This is a genomic window from Thermodesulfobacteriota bacterium, assembly GCA_036397855.1.
Lineage (GTDB): Bacteria > Desulfobacterota_D > UBA1144 > Nemesobacterales > CSP1-2 > DASWID01.
Window position 1 is genome coordinate 1 of sequence record DASWID010000064.1, and the last position, 19,336, is coordinate 19,336.

General features: G+C 43.8%; 14 protein-coding genes. 3 read left to right on the forward strand and 11 right to left on the reverse strand.

Annotated elements, in window-relative coordinates; genetic code table 11:
• A partial coding sequence (locus tag VGA95_04900; GenBank protein ID HEX9665881.1) for a hypothetical protein occupies positions 1 to 2,544 on the forward strand: 2,544 nt, incomplete at its 5' end.
• Between the two features lie 11 nt (positions 2,545 to 2,555).
• The gene (locus VGA95_04905) at positions 2,556 to 3,266 is read left to right on the forward strand and encodes a DUF1318 domain-containing protein (protein ID HEX9665882.1); all 711 of its coding nucleotides are present in this window, start codon (positions 2,556 to 2,558) and stop codon (positions 3,264 to 3,266) included.
• Between the two features lie 37 nt (positions 3,267 to 3,303).
• Here VGA95_04905 and VGA95_04910 read toward each other — a convergent pair whose 3' ends face one another.
• The 3 genes from VGA95_04910 to VGA95_04920 form a co-directional block, all read right to left on the reverse strand.
• On the reverse strand, positions 3,304 to 3,585 hold the full coding sequence (locus tag VGA95_04910) for a zf-HC2 domain-containing protein (protein ID HEX9665883.1): 282 nt from the start codon (positions 3,583 to 3,585) through the stop codon (positions 3,304 to 3,306).
• 109 nt (positions 3,586 to 3,694) lie between these two features.
• On the reverse strand, positions 3,695 to 4,354 hold the full coding sequence (locus VGA95_04915; GenBank protein HEX9665884.1) for a sigma-70 family RNA polymerase sigma factor: 660 nt from the start codon (positions 4,352 to 4,354) through the stop codon (positions 3,695 to 3,697).
• Between the two features lie 25 nt (positions 4,355 to 4,379).
• On the reverse strand, positions 4,380 to 4,667 hold the full coding sequence (locus tag VGA95_04920; GenBank protein HEX9665885.1) for an STAS domain-containing protein: 288 nt from the start codon (positions 4,665 to 4,667) through the stop codon (positions 4,380 to 4,382).
• Between the two features lie 333 nt (positions 4,668 to 5,000).
• On the opposite strand from VGA95_04920, the gene VGA95_04925 reads away from it, so the two are divergent.
• The gene (locus VGA95_04925) at positions 5,001 to 7,091 is read left to right on the forward strand and encodes a sigma 54-interacting transcriptional regulator (GenBank protein ID HEX9665886.1); all 2,091 of its coding nucleotides are present in this window, start codon (positions 5,001 to 5,003) and stop codon (positions 7,089 to 7,091) included.
• 157 nt (positions 7,092 to 7,248) lie between these two features.
• Here the strand turns inward: VGA95_04925 and VGA95_04930 are convergent, their stop codons facing one another.
• The 8 genes from VGA95_04930 to msrB all read right to left on the reverse strand — a co-directional run.
• Positions 7,249 to 8,814, reverse strand: coding sequence for a choice-of-anchor Q domain-containing protein (locus VGA95_04930; GenBank protein ID HEX9665887.1), 1,566 nt, complete (start codon positions 8,812 to 8,814; stop codon positions 7,249 to 7,251).
• Positions 8,815 to 9,310: 496 nt separating this feature from the next.
• Positions 9,311 to 11,308, reverse strand: a complete 1,998-nt coding sequence (locus VGA95_04935) for an amylo-alpha-1,6-glucosidase (protein HEX9665888.1) — start codon at positions 11,306 to 11,308, stop codon at positions 9,311 to 9,313.
• 203 nt (positions 11,309 to 11,511) lie between these two features.
• A complete protein-coding gene (locus VGA95_04940; GenBank protein HEX9665889.1) occupies positions 11,512 to 14,175 on the reverse strand; it encodes a glucosidase in 2,664 nt (887 codons plus the stop codon).
• 138 nt (positions 14,176 to 14,313) lie between these two features.
• Positions 14,314 to 15,417, reverse strand: a complete 1,104-nt coding sequence (locus tag VGA95_04945; GenBank protein HEX9665890.1) for a glucose 1-dehydrogenase — start codon at positions 15,415 to 15,417, stop codon at positions 14,314 to 14,316.
• 46 nt (positions 15,418 to 15,463) lie between these two features.
• Complete coding sequence (locus VGA95_04950) at positions 15,464 to 16,570, reverse strand: VOC family protein (GenBank protein ID HEX9665891.1); 1,107 nt, start codon at positions 16,568 to 16,570, stop codon at positions 15,464 to 15,466.
• Positions 16,571 to 16,759: 189 nt separating this feature from the next.
• Entirely contained in the window at positions 16,760 to 18,331 is a 1,572-nt protein-coding gene (locus VGA95_04955; protein HEX9665892.1) for a GMC family oxidoreductase, read from the reverse strand.
• Between the two features lie 12 nt (positions 18,332 to 18,343).
• The gene (locus VGA95_04960; GenBank protein ID HEX9665893.1) at positions 18,344 to 18,847 is read right to left on the reverse strand and encodes a DM13 domain-containing protein; all 504 of its coding nucleotides are present in this window, start codon (positions 18,845 to 18,847) and stop codon (positions 18,344 to 18,346) included.
• A 230-nt stretch (positions 18,848 to 19,077) separates the two neighbouring features.
• A partial coding sequence (gene msrB, locus VGA95_04965; protein ID HEX9665894.1) for a peptide-methionine (R)-S-oxide reductase MsrB occupies positions 19,078 to 19,336 on the reverse strand: 259 nt, incomplete at its 5' end.

Genomic DNA, 19,336 nt, shown 5'->3' on the forward strand with positions numbered 1-19,336 from the left:
TCTGCATATAGTACTCGGCTTGAGGACATAGCTATTTTATTACGTGGCTTTTCAAATATTGTTGCATCGGGGGGAATCGAGGCAAAAGATCTAAAACTTACGGGCTCATTGGGAAAGGACGATGTTACCTTTAGCGGCAAAGCTGTTCTAATCGGAGTCGATTTTGACGATAGTGAAAGGGACATAAAGATAAATAAACTTGGAGGTAGCCTGGATTTTAAAAAAATTATTTCCCGGAGAGAATCAAGCGGCTTATCTATAAAGGGAAAGTTAAATTCAAAAAATGTTGTAACAAAACTCGGGTTATGGGAAGATTTAAATGCGGACTTAGAATTTAAAACCAATAGTAGATGGAATAGTTCCGAGCTTTCATTTTCTCTTAATGATCTAAATTTAAACATAGGTTTAAGCGATAAGATTAAGATATCGAATTTAAAGACGAAAGAGCCGATTAATATAAGTTTCACTAATACATCAGATAAGTCATTAAGTGAGGGTGAAAATCGGCTAAGGCGGAATAAGGTCTCTTTCATGAGTAGGGGGTTAACCTTTGAAAAGGCTTCATTGAAGGGGTATACGATCGAGAAGGGAGCAATTGACGATCTTATAATCCTCTATGGTATTAAGTGGGAATTCTATATGGCTATTAACGGTTCCGGTCTGGGATTGAGTGATAGAGATGAGAAAATATTTATTGACAGAATTCGACTTAGACTATCCTCAGACCGTACGGGCGAATCTGGATTAAAGGGAAATGTTAATTTAAAAGATGGAAGATATGATGATTTCAAATTTCCTTCTGTTACATCCGATTATGCAATCGAGAATGACGAGCTTAAACTCATCAATCTTAAAGCAAGGTTGGAAGGTTTGGGAGAACTCAAGGCAAATGAAACAGTGATAATATTTGGCGGGAGGGGAGATAGATTTTCCAGTAAAATTGAGTTTTCACAAGCCAGCTTTTCAGGGCCCAACTATGGAATTGAGTCAAAAGGAATGGGGGGAGAATTTATATACTATAATGGTAGAAATAAAAAAACGGATTGGGATGGGAATGTGTTTGTTGATCAAATTGATATAAAATCACAAAGTGCTAAGAAAGTATCACTGAAATTAGCTTCTTCATCGGATGGTATTAAGATAGATGATCTTGAAGGCAGTGTTCTCGGGGGAAGGCTGGGGGGTAGCTTGTTATTAAATATAAATAAACCTCTGTCATTCATTTCTTCATCCTTCATGATAGAAGACGCTAATATTCCCTACAAGTCCAATGTTTTTTTTCTTGAAAGAATGGTATTTGATTTCAAGGGAACTCTTGGTAAAGGTTTAACACCCCAAGGAGAGGGCGAACTAAAAATTGACAAATTGAGGGTAGGGGATAATAAAAAGGCTTCCAGCATCAGGAGTGGTGTGAAAATTCAGACAATTGGTGAAACTTTGCTATTTAAAGAAGGGTTTATAGAAAATGGAGATGGAGAAAAGCTTGAATTTACAGGTCGACTGGAGAATTTATTGAATGAACAAAGATCGTTAAAAATTAATTCAAACAAAATTCCCTTACCGGTGGTCAAGAGTATTTTAAATCCTATTCTGCCTGACTCGGTTAGAGGAGGTGAGTTAAGAGGCGATGGAAAGTTGGATATGGTATTTGATCATGCGCTACATAAAAATGTATCATGGAGCGGCAAATTGTCTCTTGCCAACACCTCCTTTGCCGGCGTTATTTCAGGGATCTCAATCTCTGTTAACGGTGTAAACGGTGTAATTACGTTTGACGAATACGGTGAGTCTCGAAATCTTCTGGCGTCCCTATTGCGTGAGCATCATAAGTTGGATAAGGAGGTATTTGAAAGGTTTTTATCTTTGTTGAATGACACTGAGATTTACGGTAAAAACGATTTCTTAACGATAGATGAGATAAAATATGGATTTTTGAGTTTTGATGACATAGAATGCATGTTTAGCATCAGCCAATTAAGACTCAATCTAAATCAGTGTTCATCCAATTTGTTTGATGGGAGAATATTTCTCGCTGGTGCCTTTAACTATGGAGGGAAAGAAGACAAATATAATCTTTCAGTTTTATTAAAAGATATAGGTCTGGGAGATATCTCTAATAGAGTCAATTCCATCAAAGATTATATCACGGGCAGAATAAATGGGCTTGTTTGGTTAAATGGTAAAGGAACGGAATTAGATACTATCGATGGACTTTTTGAATTCTGGTCTATAAAATCAAAGAAAGAGTCAAGGAGGCTGGGGAAGGCATTATTAGAGAAATTGGGAGCAAAGAGCAGATTCTTTCTTGGTTCATCAAGAAGGTATGATAGGGGTGAAATCTCAGGTTACATTAAGGACGGGGTATTGACCTTCAGTGAGTTTGACATATCTAACAGTATATTTGGCTATGAGAATTTATCTATTAAAGTAGATCCAAGAAGAAATACGATATCTTTGAACCACATGCTCTCCGTAATAAGAGAAATTTCAAAGAGGGCTAAAGAGGGGCAGCTTCAAATTGATCTTGGAAATAAAAGGAATTAAGGAGAAAGTCAATGACTAGAAACAAAATACTGGTTCTACTGTTTTGTTTTATATCTCTTCCGATATTTTTACAAGCTTGTGCTACTATAAATGTTAATGTTTATTTTCCGGCAGAGGAGGTTCGAGAAGCATATATTAATTTGGAGGAAGAACTGTTAAAGCCACAGGAAGGAGAGGGACCAACAAGCGGGCAACCACCTAAGAAGAAGGACTCTTCGGTGGAACCACAGAGCCGTAGAATATATCCCCAAAAACCTTTACTCACGTACAGGAGATTGATAAGACTTAGGGGTAATTACTCGTTAGATTTGTCGAAGTTTGCATGGGCGCAGGAAGATATCGCAAGAGAGATCACAAATAAGATTCGTAATATGCCAGGGGTGGTCAGGGCTTTTCAGAGCAGGGGGACAAGGCTTAGTGAAATAAGTAAAATGTTATCAGATCGTAAAGTGGGAGAGGGCAATAAGGGATTACTTGTGATGCTGGGTGATCTCACAGGTCAGGAAAGGAATGCATTTAATATGGAAAATCAAGACAGAATGAAAATTATAGACGGGATGGCTAGGGCAATTGTGGAGGTAAATGGTCTAGAGGCTACATCTGAAAATGTCGACCGCGTTGCTCCGGAGGCCGGGGAGCAGTTTGCTGCAGTTAGAAGAAGCGAGGCCATGCCTGGCTGGGCGATACAGCTCCCTAACGGGAGTTGGGTTACAAAACAATGAGCTAGATGAGAACCTCGTGGATAGTGTAAAAGCCCTTTCAGAATTCTCTTCTATTAATCTTCGCTCTGAGGAATTTCTTTAATCCCTTTTTCATTTTTTGGGATTTTTTATTGTAAAAGGAATGGACTACGTGCATCGTTTTTTTGTAAGTATTCAGAAAAGCAACACAGTCGGGACAAATGCTCAGATGTTTCTCAAATTCCAATGCAATGTCGGGTTTCAACGCTTCTGTTATGTAATCCATGATGATGGACGTAGTCTTCTTACAGTTTAATTCGATTTTTCGATTTTTCGTCTTTTCTATTTGTTTTCTTGTCATGAAAAACCAAATCCTGGAGAATATCAATTATCATCTTATTAGACGCTCGCAGTTCGGATTATGATTCTAAATAGTATACATTTTTGAACCTTAAGCAGATTTAAGAATTTTAGTATCCTAGATTGGCCGCTAGCTTTCCCCGTAAAAATAGCCGCGCACGATGGAGACGAGCCTTTACCGCTAAAATGCTCAATCCGAGTATTTCACCAATCTCTCCATTCGACATCTCTTCTAAATCACTCAATACTAACACTGCCTTATCTAAGGGCTGGAGCTGTTCTATTGCCTGACTTATTACACGGGAAATCTCCATATTACTCGCCAGTTTATCAACCTCTTGAGACCAATCTACCACTGGTCTTACTGCGTGATGGCCATCATCGCTGAACTTTGGTAGGAAGTCATCGATTGAAACGGATTCCTCTTTCCTCTGTCGGAGCTTTGTGATAGTTGCATTCACTGCGAGACGGTAGAGCCAGGTAGAAAATTTTGATTTACCCTGGAAGGTCTTCGACTTTCTATACACAAGCAGGAATACTTCTTGTACTACGTCCTCGGCATCTGGACTATTCCCCAACAGTTTAAGAGCCTGGTTGTAAACCTTGTTTGCATAGATACTGAATATTGTTTCGAATGCTTCGTGATCACCGCTCTTAAGCTGCTCTATGAGTACAGTTTCTTTATTTTCAAAGTACGTTTTTTGATTCAAAAACGGTTTCAAATCCTTTCCTATAGATGTTGGCTGATTCACAACGGTGATTGTATCCATTTCAATCTCCTTAACTCTTTAATTTCTATTTCGTGATTCTATCCCTGTTTACCAAGTCGCCCAGTAGCGATTCGATAAACGGAGAACAGTTAATTATGTCTATCCTGTGATCCATTATTTTTTCTATGAAACCAATTCCGTTATCGTCAATAAAACTCACACCCGAGAGGTCTATTATAATTCTCGTATCTTTATCCTTTTTGATTTTGAGATATAGCTTTTCAAATTCTGTCAGCCATTCTTCAACCAACTTGCCATCCATTCTCAGGTTAATTGTGTTCTCGTCCTCTTTGGTCTTAGTGATTTTAAACATTAGTTTGAGTCCTTTTATAAATCTGCTTCTTTAATCCAATCTTATCTGCGTTCAGTGTAATAGTGTAATAAGGTGGCAAGTGCTGTGCCAAAAGGGTTAGGGCTTTCATATAGATTCGTAAGTGGTTCAGTTTGTTGTGTTTTATGTATGGGTCATCATTAATTAGTTTTCGATAGGCCAAATATTTCTCACGAAATATCGAGCGTGGTTCGAAATATCACGGAGTCCGGACTAAAAGGGGCTAATACTACCACACCCTATTGATTGAGGGCGATCGGAGCACTATAATATACGGTTTATGGAGCTATTGTAAGAGTATTTTAGAACTTCTTTATGGTTGACGAGCGTAGTCCTACTAATATTAGATTTAAAAAGAATAATCGACGAGGGGCAGTCCAACATCAAGAACGAGATTTTGAGCAATCGGTCAATCCGGGTACAAATTCGTTTTCTCAAAGCTCTAAGGAATTAGAAAAAATGACCGACGAGCGGAAAGAGACAGCTACGCTCCCACTGCAAGACATTAAATCGGTGGAATTGCTCCAGCATCTTGCAGAGGGGACAGCCGCGGTTACCGGTTCAGATTTCTTTCGCTCACTCGTGCATCATCTTGCTTCTGCTCTCAACGTTCGCTATGCGTTCGTTACACAGTGTACAGATGAAGCCTCGACCAGGGTTCGAACCCTGGCCTTTTGGATGGGCAAAGAGTTCGGAGAAAACTTTGAGTATACACTGGCTGGGACCCCGTGTGAAAATGTCATCAATGGAAATGTATGCTGCTACCCCAATTCTCTACAGACGCTATTTCCGAAGGATGTCGGCCTGGCGGAATGGGGAGCGGAGAGTTTTCTAGGTATTCCTATTCGCGATTCATACCAGAACATACTTGGACATATTGCTATCTTAGATCGGGAACCGATGTCCGAGAAGCCACATGGACTGTCAGTTCTTAAAATTTTTGCAGCACGTGCAGGAGCCGAAATGGAGCGCGAGAAGGCTGTCCATAGTCTAAGGAAAAGTGAAGAGCGCTTTAGGGCTCTTTTTGAATCGGCCCCTATCGGAGTTTCAATCAACGATAACATTGGGAGATTCATGCATGTCAACAAATCGTTTCAGGATATGCTCGGATACACCGAAGAGGAACTCAAAGGCATGAGTTTTAAAGAAATAACCTTTGCAGAAGACCTTAACGAAAGTAAAAGACTGTTCACGGAGCTAGTGGAGGGGAACATCGGGGATTTCCGAATTGAGAAACGTTATGCTAAAAAAGATGGTCGGCTCATTTGGGCAAATACGATATGTTCATCCATACGCGACGACGACGGAAATTTCATGTATACGTTTGCTATGGTAGAGGACATAACCGAGCGAAAGCATGCCGAGCAGGCTCTTCAGGAGGCTCTATTTGAAGTTGAACAACTAAAAAACCGCCTTGAGATTGAAAATGTGTATCTGCAGGAAGAAATCAAAACTGAATACAATTTCGAAGAGATCGTAGGTCAGAGCGAACCACTCAAAAAGGCACTACGCAACGTAGAGCAGGTGGCAGCATCTGATTCCACTGTCTTGATATACGGTGAGACCGGTACGGGTAAAGAGCTTATAGCTCGAGCCATACATAACCTTAGTGGTCGCGAGGAGCGGCCCCTTGTGAAGGTAAACTGTGGGGCTATCTCTGCGGGACTAGTTGAAAGTGAACTCTTTGGCCACGAGAAAGGGGCTTTCACGGGAGCTCTCCAGCAGAGGGTTGGGCGCTTTGAGCTTGCTGACGGCGGCACAATATTTTTGGATGAGGTTAGCGAATTGCCCCTTGACACTCAAGTCAAGCTATTGCGTGTTCTTCAGGAGGGAGAATTCGAACGTGTGGGCAGCAGTAATCCTATCAGGGTGAATGTGCGTGTAATTGCGGCTACGAATCGAAATCTTACTGAGGCTGTTAAGAAAGGATCTTTCCGCACTGATCTTTTTTACAGGCTGAATGTTTTCCCTATTGAGGTGCCCCCACTGAGAGAACGTAAATCTGATATTCCACTTTTGACAAATTTCTTTCTTACTAAATTTGCTAAAAAGATCAATAAACAGTTTAAGCCAATATCTAAAGACACTATGGATAGGATAACTTCTTATCGCTGGCCCGGGAACATAAGGGAGTTACAAAATGTGATTGAACGCGCTGTTGTACTTTCCCAGGGGTCGGAGATTCAGATCGATGAATCTCTGTTGGGTTTAAACGTCTCTTCTGAATTGACAATGGATCAAACCCTGGAGGATGTGGAGCGATCCCATATAACTAGTATTCTTGAGAAGACAAACTGGGTGATTGACGGGGAAAAAGGTGCCGCTTCAATCTTGAAGATAAATCCCAGTACACTCCGTTCTCGAATGCAAAAACTCGGCATAAAGAAACGACACCCCAATACATAAACTTATTAAGGATCCGATTCCATTAAATTACTGAGAATGTAGCGCGTCCCATGGACGGGCATCGTTCGGGATGCTGAGTGCATCAGCCCCTACATTTACCATTCATCTCCCTTCCCCCTTTACTAAAGGGGGAAGGTTAGGATGGGGGATCATAACTTTACTTTCTGCTCCCAAAGACATTGGTCAGTAGCGTGGCTGAATTGTTTGCATTATTGGAGTCTGGCGTCAAAGAATTGACACTCGCAGTATTTGATATTGTTGTTTTGCCGCGCGCGTTGACCTTCACCACTAGATTGACTGCGGCGCCTTCTCCTCTATCAATAGTTCCCAGACTACAGCTAAGCGTGCCGGTTGATCCGACAGGAGGATTCGTACAGCTTCCTTGGCTTGTGCTTGAGCTCACGTAAGTCGTGCTCACCGGTAGGGGATCATTCATAATGACTCCATTCGCTTCCTCATCCCCCTCATTAGAGACCATAATGGTGTAGGCTAGGTTCTTTCCCCTTTTCACGGGGTCCTTGTCTGCCGATTTACTTATGGAAAGATCAAGAGGTTTGGACTCAAAAGCCCCAATGTCGCAATCCATTCCCTGAGGTCTTATGACACCGCGCTGGTCCGTCTCGACAGGGTTGCCGTCAGTATCAGTGCAGTCAGCGACCGGTATGGCATCAATTGCGGGGCTTGTGGGCTCGAGAGCAATGGTTTGAGTTGGTCCGCCATTATCCTGAAGTACCGTGGGGTCGAGCTCTGGATTTGTGTTGGGCAGAGAATTATTTGCAACCATAAAACCACAGGTTGCTCCGTCATCGATATTAAATCCGCCATCGGTAATCGTCCCAAGGCAATTCCCGCCTGGGTTATCTGCCATGATCGTGTTGAGAAGCTCCGCGGATGCGCCCATTGAATTGATAATGCCACCTCCGCCGTTGGCAGCACTATTTCCAGTGAAAGTGCTGTTTATGACGGTAAGAGTAACACCCGCGATTCCACCAACGTTTGTTATGCCTCCGCCCTGCCCAAACATACCAGTGCTATTTCCAGAGAAAGTGCTGTTTATCACTATTAAATTACCTTCATTATCGATGCCGCCACTGCTAGAGTTTCCGATATTCCCTTCAAATGTGCTGTTAATCACTGTTAGCATGCCGCGATTTCTGATGCCGCCGCCGAAAGTTGGTACATTATTATGAGAGAAGGTGCTGTCCATTATGGTCGCTGTAGCAGAACTATTGTTGAAGATGCCGCCGCCGTTGTTAGCGCTATTTCCTGCGAATGTACAGTCTAATACAGTAAGCAAGCCATCATTTCTAACGCCGCCGCCTGCAACGTTTGGATCGCCAGCGTCTTCAACAGTCAGGTTTTCTAGGGTAAGCTCTGCACCCGGGTTCACAAAAAACACCTGCAATGCATTACTACCGCTTATCGTAATTGAGTCTCCGCCGTCAATGGTGAGCCCGTCGGCATCGGTAATATTCGGCAGGGTTGAGCCTAGCATGATCGTCCCCATTAGCCCTGGCGCGAACACTATGTCGTCAGCACCCATGGCAGCATTAGCCTGATCAATTGCATCCCGGAGGCTTCCTCCGCCGCTATTGTTCAGATTGATCACTGTGAATGTTGCAGCCATTGTTCGCGTTGTGATTAAAAGAAACAATAGCGACATAAAAAAACATACTAGAAGCTTCACCAAAAACACCTTCTCAAATTTACATATTAATCGCATCGTTCTACCCTCCCCTATTTTTTACATATGAGTCCGCTAATATTGTACGTATTAGATGCACCCTGTTTAATGTTTGCACCTTCGATTTAGAACTAATAATGTATAAACCCCATTGCTATATTGATTAGATCACAGTCGGGGTATCTTGTCAAGGGGATTTTTTGCTCAGGCAAAAAATTTCTATTAATACGGATGGATTGAAACCCTGGATGCAAGGGAGAAAGGCTTATCGCTGCTGGCCTGCTTTGAGTCCTGGGACGTGGGAATTCCGAAGTGTCGAAGGACGAAAAAAGAGGTTGCCCATTCGGTTCCCACACAGAATTAAAAATGATCCCTTGACCCCTGAGCCTGTCGAAGGGTGAATTCATTCATGAATCATTTATGCTTTTTTCGCGGATTCAGAGCGCCCTTCGACTGAGCTCAGGCCGATCGGTTTTTAGAAGCAGAGACGCAATTGATAGATCGGTGATTCTTTTGGAGCCTGCATCCTGCATCATCAATCTTTTTTAGCGGCTGATTCCGTCTCCATCCAGGCTCTTAGTACCTCAGCGACTGTCCATGCCTGGGCTATGCAGCCTCGTGGTGTAAACGGCGCATCTCCATCAAATATTTCGCTTAGACTTCCAAGACCATGTGCAAATAATTGATTACACATTGGTTCTAGAAATTCTCTAGCTCTAATTCGGTCATTATAGACTTTAAGATGTGCTAGAACAAAAGGTCCTAACAACCATCCCCATACTGTTCCCTGATGGTATGCACTATCTCTATGAAACTGGTCTCCTCCGTAATGTCCTTTATATTGAGGATTTCTATTATCGAGGCTCCTAAGTCCATGTGATGTGAGTAAACGAAGAGCGCAAATATCTACCACTGCCTTTTGTTGTGGAGTCGTTAGTGGGCTTTCAGGTAGTGAAACGGCAAATATCTGGTTTGGTCTTATTGATGGATCGTTTCCGTCAGGTCCATCTATAACGTCGTAACAATATCCTAGTTTATCGTCCCAGAAGCGCCTGAATCCCCCTAAAGCCTTTTTTGCTGCGCCCTCGTATTCTTTCGATGTTTTCTTAATCCGCTTTGCGAACTTCGCCATGGTTAAAAGAGCATTGTACCACAGTGCGTTAATCTCAATCGGTTTACCGATCCTTGGAGTTACTACCCAATCTCCTATTTTGGCATCCATCCATGTTAGTTGAACCCCTTTTTCGCCCGAAAAGAGCAAGCCATCATTTGGGTCGACGTGAATGTTGTAACGTGTTCCCCGAGTGTGCCATTCAACAATTTCTTTGAGAACGGGGAATAGTTCTAATATAAAATCATCATCCTCTGTTGAATCATGATATACCCGAATTGCCTCGAAGTACCACAGAGTTGCATCTACAGCGTTGTATTCCGGTTGTTCACCTGAATCCGGAAACCTATTCGGTAACATTCCACTATCGACGTATTTTGCGAATGTTCGCAAAATGGAGCGACACACGTCAGGCCTGCCGGTAGAAATAGTGAGACCGGGAAGACTGATCATCGTGTCTCTACCCCAATCGCTAAACCAGTGATAACCTGCGATTATGGTTTTTCCATCAGGCTCTTCGGGCAATGGTCTTCTGACAATAAACTGATCCGATGCAAGTGCAAGTTGACCGATCCAGGGTGGAATATGATTTACATCTCCATGGATTGTTGAGCGTAGTTTTTCTATGAGTCCCTGCTCATAGTTCAATCGCGATATCAGTGCTTTTTCGCCATTTGAATCTGTGCTCTCATCGGTACTTGCCACGAATGTGAGGGACTCGCCTGGGTTAAGGGTCGCTTTAAAGGTTGCGGCGTGCAGATGATCCTCTATGTGATCGAGACCGCGGTATTGTCCTAGGGATAGATTAAATCCATAATACCAGTCATGTGTGGATTGAGTTTCGGCTTTATCTGATAAGATGCAAAAAGGTATTGCCCCGGGATAAGCCACTATGCGGATCCCTTTTTCGGCGTTTTCAATGCCCATCTGCCAACCCCCTCCGTGCGTGATGCCGTGGTAATCACGATAGTTAACAAGTGCCTTAATTGACAGGGTGAGGGGTGCGGTTGCGCGGGATAAGGTATAGCGAATGTAGGTTGTGTTGGCACCCTGCTCCATCCATATACGTTTTTCCAATAAAGCATTTGCGCATGCGAATCTCCAAACCGGTATTGTTCCATCTAGAAAAAAGCTTTCGATGCTTATATAGCCAATGGGGGATACAGTTCCATCACTCCAGCGGTTCGCAAATAGCTGGTATTCTGATCCGTTATAAGATACGGTCTCATCGAGTTTGGAAAGCAAAAGGGTTCTGCCTAGAGGGGGCTTGAGAGCGGCTACAAGCAAACCGTGATACCGTCGAGTAAGCATTCCTGCGACTGTACCGGAGGCATAACCACCGATCCCGTTGGTAGCTAACCATTCCCTGCTTTCAACTGATTCCGGGTAACAACACGTCTCGCGTCCGAATTTGACCAGCATTATTAAATCAACCTCCAAGTACGTGTGTGCTAATTATTGTTTAAAATTCATCGGAGTAGGGAACGCATATCCTTCGGCCAGGCTCAGGACAGGTATGCGTTCCCTACAGATTTGATCATATTTTAAACTGCCATCAGATCTCTCGACCCTTCGACGTGATCTTCATCTTAATCCTTTTCTCTTCCTGAGCCTTCTCGATTAACTCAGGCTCTTTTTTTTTGCAAACAATATTCCCCACATTGCTGTATAAGTTTTGCCACGACGCCAGTCCAGCCCGTCTGATGACTTGCTCCTATTCCAGCTCCGTTATCTCCATGAAAGTATTCATGAAAGAGTATCAGGTCATGCCACTGAGGATCGTTTTGAAACTTCTTAATCCCACCATATACGGGCCTCCTACCCGACGAGTCTTTGAGAAAGATGTTCATAAGCCTGTGGGATAATTCGGCTGCCACTTCCCAAAGTGTCATTTCTTTACCTGAACCGGTAGGGCACTCAACCTTGAAACTATCACCTAGATAGTAATGAAACTTTTGAAGCGACTCTACCAGGAGAAAATTCACTGGAAACCAGACGGGTCCCCGCCAATTGGAGTTTCCACCGAAGAGACCGCTCGAGGATTCGGCTGGTTCATAATCGACTCTGTATTCTTGCCCGTTAACGTGAAATATATATGGATTTGAGGCATGAAATCTGGATATGGCGCGGATTCCATACGGCCCAAGGAATTCATTTTCATCAAGCATCTTCTGGAGTACGCGCCTAAGCTTATCCTGGTTCACAATCGAAAGAAGTCTCCTTTCTCCAGCGCCGGGGGTTCTCATACAGGCGACATTTTTCTTAAGTTCTTCGCGATTATCTATGAACCATTCAAGCCGCCCTTTAAAACCTTGAAGCATATGGAGGGTTTCGGCTTCCATTGTCTGAACGGCAAATAGTGGGATTAGACCCACCATGGAACGGACTTTCATAGGCAGGTGACGACCATTGGGTAAATTCAGTACGTCATAATAGAATCCGTCGTCTTCATCCCAAAGCCCTTTGCCTTCGCCAAGCAAATTCATTGCGTCGGCTATGTATAGAAAATGTTCGAAGAACTTGCTGGCAATGTCTTCATAGCTCGGATTATATTTTGCCAATTCAAGGGCGATAGCCAACATATTCAAACAATACATTCCCATCCAGCTTGTTCCATCTGCCTGCTCAATGCTTCCACCCGTTGGAAGTCTTGCGCTTCTATCAAAAACGCCAATGTTATCCAATCCGAGGAATCCTCCCTCAAATACGTTTTTACCTTCCGAGTCCTTTCGGTTTACCCACCATGTAAAATTAAGAAGCAACTTCTGAAATACCCTCTCTAAGAATAGCCTGTCTTCACGACCGTACATTTTCTTCTCTATCTTATACACACGGAGTGCCGCCCAGGCATGTACGGGTGGATTAACGTCGCCAAAAGCCCATTCATACGCAGGAAGTTGACCGTTGGGATGCATATACCATTCCCTCGTGAGGAGTATGAGTTGGCGTTTTGCAAATTCAGGATCGATCATTGCGAGGGGAATTGTATGAAATGCCAGGTCCCATGCGGCGAACCAGGGATATTCCCATTTATCGGGCATGGAGAGGATGTCGTCGTTATAGAGATGAATCCAATCCCGATTTCTGCCGTTCTTACGTTCAACAGGGGGAGGTGGGGCAGCCGGGTCACCTTTGAGCCAATCCCCTACCACGTAATGATAGAACTGTTTACTCCAGAGCATACCGGCGAAAGCCTGTCGCTGGATACTCCTTAATTCTTCAGTTAATGGAAAGGGTGAGACGAGGTTGTAAAATTCATCCGCCTCTTTCAAACGTTCATTAAAACTTGATTCAAATTGATCTCCAAGTGGATCAGGTAAATCCTTTTTGTCGCTAAGACGCAGCCGGACAGTCTTTGTTGCTCCTGAGTCAATTCGAAGCATATAATGGGGCGAGGCCTTTGTTCCATTCTTATCTGGATTCACTGCACCTTTGTTATTATGCACAATGTAGTCAGCAATACCGTTCTTAACATAGGCTGATCCGTTATTAAACCCGTATAGTCTTTCATAGTTAGTTTCATTTTCTGTGAAGAGAATTTCATCCGGATTGTTGCAATATAGCCACATTTTTCCTAGGCCAGGGTGAGAAGCTTCTACTACATTCTTATCTCCCTTTCCTCTTATCTCCTTTAGGTAGGGTTTATCGACGTCACCATTCCAGGTCCATCCGTTGCGAAACCATATGGTTGGCAATAGGTGCAAAATGGCCTCGTCATGTCCTCGGTTTACGGCCGTAATTTTAATGAGTATATCTTCTGGCTCGTCCTTGGCGTATTCTATGAATACATCGAAATAGCGATCGCCGTCAAATACCCCAGTGTCTATGAGCTCAAATTCAAAGTCCCTCCGGCTCCTGCGCCTATTTTCTTCCACAAGTTTTGAATACGGAAAGGCGTCTTGCGGATATTTGTACAGATACTTCATATATGAATGGGTCGGAGTGCTATCCAAGTAGAAATAATATTCCTTTACATCTTCACCATGATTGCCTTCACTTCCGGTCAAGCCGAAGAGTCTTTCCTTTATTATTGGGTCATTTCCATTCCAAAGTGCTATTGCAAAGCAAAGCCGCTGGTGGTTGTCTGAAATACCGGCGATGCCGTCTTCTCCCCATCTGTATGCCCGAAATCGTGCTTGGTCGTGTGTAAAATAGTCCCATGCTGCTCCATAGGGACTATAGTCTTCTCTTACTGTCCCCCACTGTCGCTCACTCAAATATGGTCCCCAACGCTTCCAATGGGCTTTTCTGTTACGGTCTTCCTCAAGCCTTTTCTCTTCGTTTGTCATCGTTTTCCTCCAATGCTTTAAATTACAAACTCCAAGCACCAAACTGCAGACAAATTACAATTACCAATAGTCAAATCACAAATAAAAGGTTTAACCATCTAATTTGGAATTTGGGTTTTGAGATTTGTGATTTTTCCATTATAGTGGTGCAACTTCGCAAAAAACCTTAATGGCTCCTTTTGCATTTGTGAGTGTATTTATCAATTCCTCATAATTTTCAAGGCCTTTGACAGGATGGGTTAGAAGCTTTGAGAGCCAGCCAGGCCATTCGAGGTCTGCCTGCGAAAGATCCTTAACTCCTATCTCAAAATACTCCCTGTTTGCGTTCACCGTGCCAACTACAACCTTGTTTCCGAGAACGAATCCCAGATTAATCATATCCGCAGGAACCTCTATGGTTCTTCCTCCCCCGGTTACGCTTGAGAGTACAAGGACGCCGTTTTTCCCCAGTATATTCATGGCTTCGAAGACAATTGGCGAAAATCCTGTCGCTTCAAAAATGAGATCATATGGACCATGCTCTTTGGCAGAATCAGTGAGAGAAATGTCATCAGTGCTGTGATAGCAGGCTCCTATTTCTCCCAATAGGTCTGAATTTAAGTACGGGGGTTTGGTCCTTCCGAATGTGCAGACTTCTAATCCCCTCAGGCGGAGGGCCATTGTTGCTAGTATTCCGATCGTTCCCGCTCCAAGCACTGCGGCTCGCCTTGGGTTCCAAATTCTAAGCCTGCGCTGGATCTCATAAGCCTGGACTATACCCTTTTCTATCACGCTAGTAGGCTCAAGAACGACCCCGACCCCCTTCAGCCCCTGTGGCACCTTTACTATGTATTCAGGCTCATCAACATAATATTCCGTCAGGTATCCATGACGAAGATTTATTCCGCGCTCAAAGTACACGTCATCTGTTGTCATATCATACATCCCTATCTTATCGTAGGGTGAACCTCCGGGCCGTCTCACAGTTGCCACGACATAATCACCTGGCTTGAACTCGCTGACATTCGGTCCGACTTCTTCGACAATACCGAAGGATTCATGGCCGGTAATGAGGTAATCATCTCCAGGCGGTGCAGCGCCATATTCTGCGGCGTTGATCTCTTTGTCTGTTCCATCCACCCCGACGCGAAGTACCTTGACCAATACTCCGCGCCCATTTGAAATATCGTTTAGTTTTGGTTTCGATACCTCTCGCAAATGTATTGAGTTTGGTTTCCCTGGTATAACGGCGATTGCCTTCATTTTTGACCTCCCGTAAAGTAAGAGTTACTCAACAATTACTAGTCAATTATTTCTCAACTATTCTGATAACGTGACCGTCAGGGTCACGAACTAGAACTCCCTTTCTAAAACCAAGTTTATTCTCCGGAACTTCCACGACTCCGGATGAGACAAATTTGTAATCTCCTTCTCTGATTTGCTTAACTGCATCATCTAAGTCATCTACTACCAGAGTTGTCTCCCAATGCATTATATCGTTTGCGCGTTCGTCAACCGGAATTGGCCGTCCATCGCCGGGTGAGATATATTCCAGAAATTCGATCCCCGGCCCCATCGGACTGCGCAGACCAGTTATCTGCAGATGCGCTCCGAATACGTTATTCAAATGCTCCTGTTCTGTTCCATAATTTTCACTATCACCCTTAACCTTAGTCCCCATTATGTCTCGGTAAAACTTGAGGCTTTGAGCTGTATCGCTTACAACAATAGCCGTATGATCTATCCCCATGAATAATTTGCCAGGGGGTACTTGCCATTTTGGATCTCCTTTTCCGGGAGGGAAGTATATGATCTCGAGATTATGACCGTCGGGGTCCTTAAAATAAAAGGCCTTTATTCCGGCAGCGGCTTTATTCCAGTCTGGAAGTCTCTGAGGGGCAGTAGAAGCGTGCTGCACTTTGTGTTTGCGCAGATGTTCATATGCATTATCCATGTCATTCACCACAATTGCTATATGCTGAAACCATTTATCATTGCTTCGAGACTCGATCGGTACGGGCCTTCCCTTCGGAGTCAGATATTCGGTTAACTCGATAAACTGATCTCCCAGCTTCAAACGTACTACACGCATACGGATGCCAAAGATCCCCTGAAGTTGCTCGTACTCGGATCCCCAGACCTCAACATCCGAAACCTTTTCGAAAGGAAGAACATTGGTATAGAAATCGATGGAGCGATCCATGTCGGAGACCGTCATTCCGATGGTATCAACGGCCTTCACCATCGTTTTGTCGGTTTGCTGCTCTGACCAAGCAGGGGAGGGCCACGGACTGACCGCGATTGAAGACAAGAGAACGAGTACTAAAGAGAGAGGAATCAAACGAAATGATAGAAAAGACAGTTTGGATATAGGTGATACTCGAGTTGTCATTTCAATTAGTTTGAGCTTCCTCATTTCCTATATGCAAATGCATTGTATCTTGCAGGACACCCAAAGAGCTTCCATGCTTCGACTAGCTCAGCATGAACGGGAAGTAACCGATAGTTGCCTTACCAATTTCCCCGTTCAGCCAGTGCCCTAAGTTTAATCGAAGGGCCCGTCCTGAGCTCGTCGAAGGATCGAAGGGTGAAACGTCATTTCCCGTTATCCGAGTCGGTCAAGAATGTGATCACCTACTCGTAGAGCGTTCGCCATAATTGTAAGGCCCGGATTTACTGCACCGCAGGAAGGGAAAAAACTGGCATCAACGACGTATAAATTATCGATGTCGTGCGCCTTACAGTTAATATCGAGGGCTGACGTTTTAGGATCGTTTCCAAAGCGGATAGTACCGTTCTGGTGGGCAACACCGGCAAGAGGAATACGCTGACCGATAAACAGATTTCGCGCAAATAAACCCTGATGACATTCATGCCCATGAACAGGGCACTTTGACTGCTGGTTCATAAGACTTTTAAGCTTATCTGTAAGTTGTTTGTGACCTTCTTCATTGTTGGGTTTGTATTGGAGCACGATATTTCCGCCTTTGTCTATTGTGACTCGGTTATCAGGATCGGGAAGGTCTTCCGATGTAAGCCAGAAATCGAGTGAGTGGGTAGCCATGTAGTTAAGGGTCCATTTTGGGGTTAGGGCAGGTGCTCCGGCTTTAAGTGTTTCAGCATCAAGTTTGCCAACAAAAGAGATATGTCCCATCGGATATTCCCATTCCTTGGAACCGAAATAGAAATCGTTCACTGAGAGGGTCTTCTGAAATACTGTCGGATTCGGACACTTTGATATGGCCATCAATACTGAATTTACGTGGCCCATATAATGCCTTCCGACAACATCGGAGCTGTTAGCCAGACCATTGGGATGCTTGTCATTTGCCGACCGCAGTAGTAATGCGGCAGAGTTGATAGCCCCACATGATACCACTACTATATCTCCCGAGTAACCTACTGTTGATCCGTTACGTTTAACATGAACCTTGGATATGTCCCGTCCAGTGGGACCAGTCTCTAGAATTGTGACAAAGGAATTTGTCAACAGCGTTACATTGGAATTATGAAGAGCAGGTTCCACACAGCACACATGGGCATCGGACTTCGCATAAACAAGGCATGGAAATCCATCACAGGTATTGCAGCGAATGCAGCGGCTGGTGTGAGGATTTTGTTCATCCAGCATGACGCCGAGCGGGGTATGAAATGGATTGAGGCCGTGGCTTGAAAAGTCGTCACTGAGCTGCTGTATGCGTGGCTCATGGCTTACAGGCGGGTTCGGAAAAGGTGTTTCAGAATGGGGCTCAGTGGGATCTTCACCACGCTTGCCATGCACATGATAGATCTGTTCAGCTTTAGTATAATAGGGCTCCAGGTCTTCGTAACTAATGGCCCAAGCTGGGGAGATACCGCCATGGTGGTTTAACTCGCCGAAATCTTCTTTGCGCAGGCGAAAGAGTGCAGCACCGTAGAACTTCGTGTTTCCTCCTACATAGTAGTTTGTGTGGGGGTGCAGTTCTTTACCATCCTTATCTCGCCATATCTCTTTGGTATTATATTTTCCCTCCACATTGACGGCGAGCGCGTTCCAGTTGTCTTTCTCTCTTGGCACATAGTCGCCGCGTTCCAGGAGCAAAATCTTCTTTCCTGAAGGGGCCAAATGATGTGCTAGAGTACCACCGCCCGCTCCGGATCCGATGATGATCACATCATATTGATTTTCTGTGTTCATTATCTAAGCTCCTTAACCCGCACTCGGTTTTAATGGAGCCGTGCCAAAGTTTACGCCAAACCTACGACACCAGATTGTTACGGCTTTGTATTTATTGTAGTCAATATCAGATGGGAGATCATAGTTCTGGTCGCCGACATTTCCTTTGAGTGCCGCTAAATGAATAAATCCAGCGTTTTTGACTGTATCATTGTCGTTGGCATCTTCCGCTGCGACCAAATAGACCTGCACGTCTGGACCATTTGAGGTTTCGAAGTCCGTGAAGCGCAATACCTGTTTGCCATCTGGGAGTTGATATATGGACGCAGTTCCTTTTGTTTCGTGTGCAACACCATGAAAGCTTCCATTGTAAAGAAGCTTAGGTTGGCTTTCGGATTCAGTGGTTTGTACTGCTGTTGTTCCGGGAAATTCCTCGTCAACGGTCTTGCTTATAAATATTTTCTCTGGACGGAATAAATACCAAAGAGCAAATATGATTATCAAAACAATGATAATTACTAAATTACGTATATTCATAATTTAAAAACCTCCAAGTTTTTTTTGATTTTACATTTTAAAACTTAACATGCAGTTTCTCGAAAATTAAATTAGTTAAATCATCAATCAATTGCTTTTTTAAAGTATTAGACGTTTAAATTTATGAGAAAGATGTAACCATTTGGGAATTTTGTTTTTTATAAAACCTATCTGTTGGTATTCAGCCTGATTCCATACAAAGCTCAATCGGCGGTGCAGAAATTTGATTCTTACTTTTCAAAAAGATTCTGATATTCTCCGTACCCTTCTTTCGCTAAATCTTCTTTGGGGATAAAGCGGAGCGCTGCGGAATTTATGCAATATCGCAGTCCTGTCGGCTCGGGTCCATCTTCAAATACATGTCCGAGGTGGGAATTAGCGTTTTGGCTCCGAACCTCGGTCCTGGACATGAATAAGCCGTCGTCTTGCCTTTCCACAATATTTTCTTTCTCGAGTGGCTTGGTAAAGCTCGGCCATCCGGTGCCGGAG

Bases quoted from the DNA above. Each gene is read 5' to 3' on its own strand.
- VGA95_04905 (HEX9665882.1), top strand. From the start codon at position 2,556: ATGACTAGAAACAAAATACTGGTTCTACTGTTTTGTTTTATATCTCTT.
- VGA95_04910 (HEX9665883.1), bottom strand. From the start codon at position 3,585: ATGACAAGAAAACAAATAGAAAAGACGAAAAATCGAAAAATCGAATTA.
- VGA95_04915 (HEX9665884.1), bottom strand. From the start codon at position 4,354: ATGGATACAATCACCGTTGTGAATCAGCCAACATCTATAGGAAAGGAT.
- VGA95_04920 (HEX9665885.1), bottom strand. From the start codon at position 4,667: ATGTTTAAAATCACTAAGACCAAAGAGGACGAGAACACAATTAACCTG.
- VGA95_04925 (HEX9665886.1), top strand. From the start codon at position 5,001: ATGGTTGACGAGCGTAGTCCTACTAATATTAGATTTAAAAAGAATAAT.
- VGA95_04930 (HEX9665887.1), bottom strand. From the start codon at position 8,814: ATGCGATTAATATGTAAATTTGAGAAGGTGTTTTTGGTGAAGCTTCTA.
- VGA95_04935 (HEX9665888.1), bottom strand. From the start codon at position 11,308: ATGCTGGTCAAATTCGGACGCGAGACGTGTTGTTACCCGGAATCAGTT.
- VGA95_04940 (HEX9665889.1), bottom strand. From the start codon at position 14,175: ATGACAAACGAAGAGAAAAGGCTTGAGGAAGACCGTAACAGAAAAGCC.
- VGA95_04945 (HEX9665890.1), bottom strand. From the start codon at position 15,417: ATGAAGGCAATCGCCGTTATACCAGGGAAACCAAACTCAATACATTTG.
- VGA95_04950 (HEX9665891.1), bottom strand. From the start codon at position 16,570: ATGAGGAAGCTCAAACTAATTGAAATGACAACTCGAGTATCACCTATA.
- VGA95_04955 (HEX9665892.1), bottom strand. From the start codon at position 18,331: ATGAACACAGAAAATCAATATGATGTGATCATCATCGGATCCGGAGCG.
- VGA95_04960 (HEX9665893.1), bottom strand. From the start codon at position 18,847: ATGAATATACGTAATTTAGTAATTATCATTGTTTTGATAATCATATTT.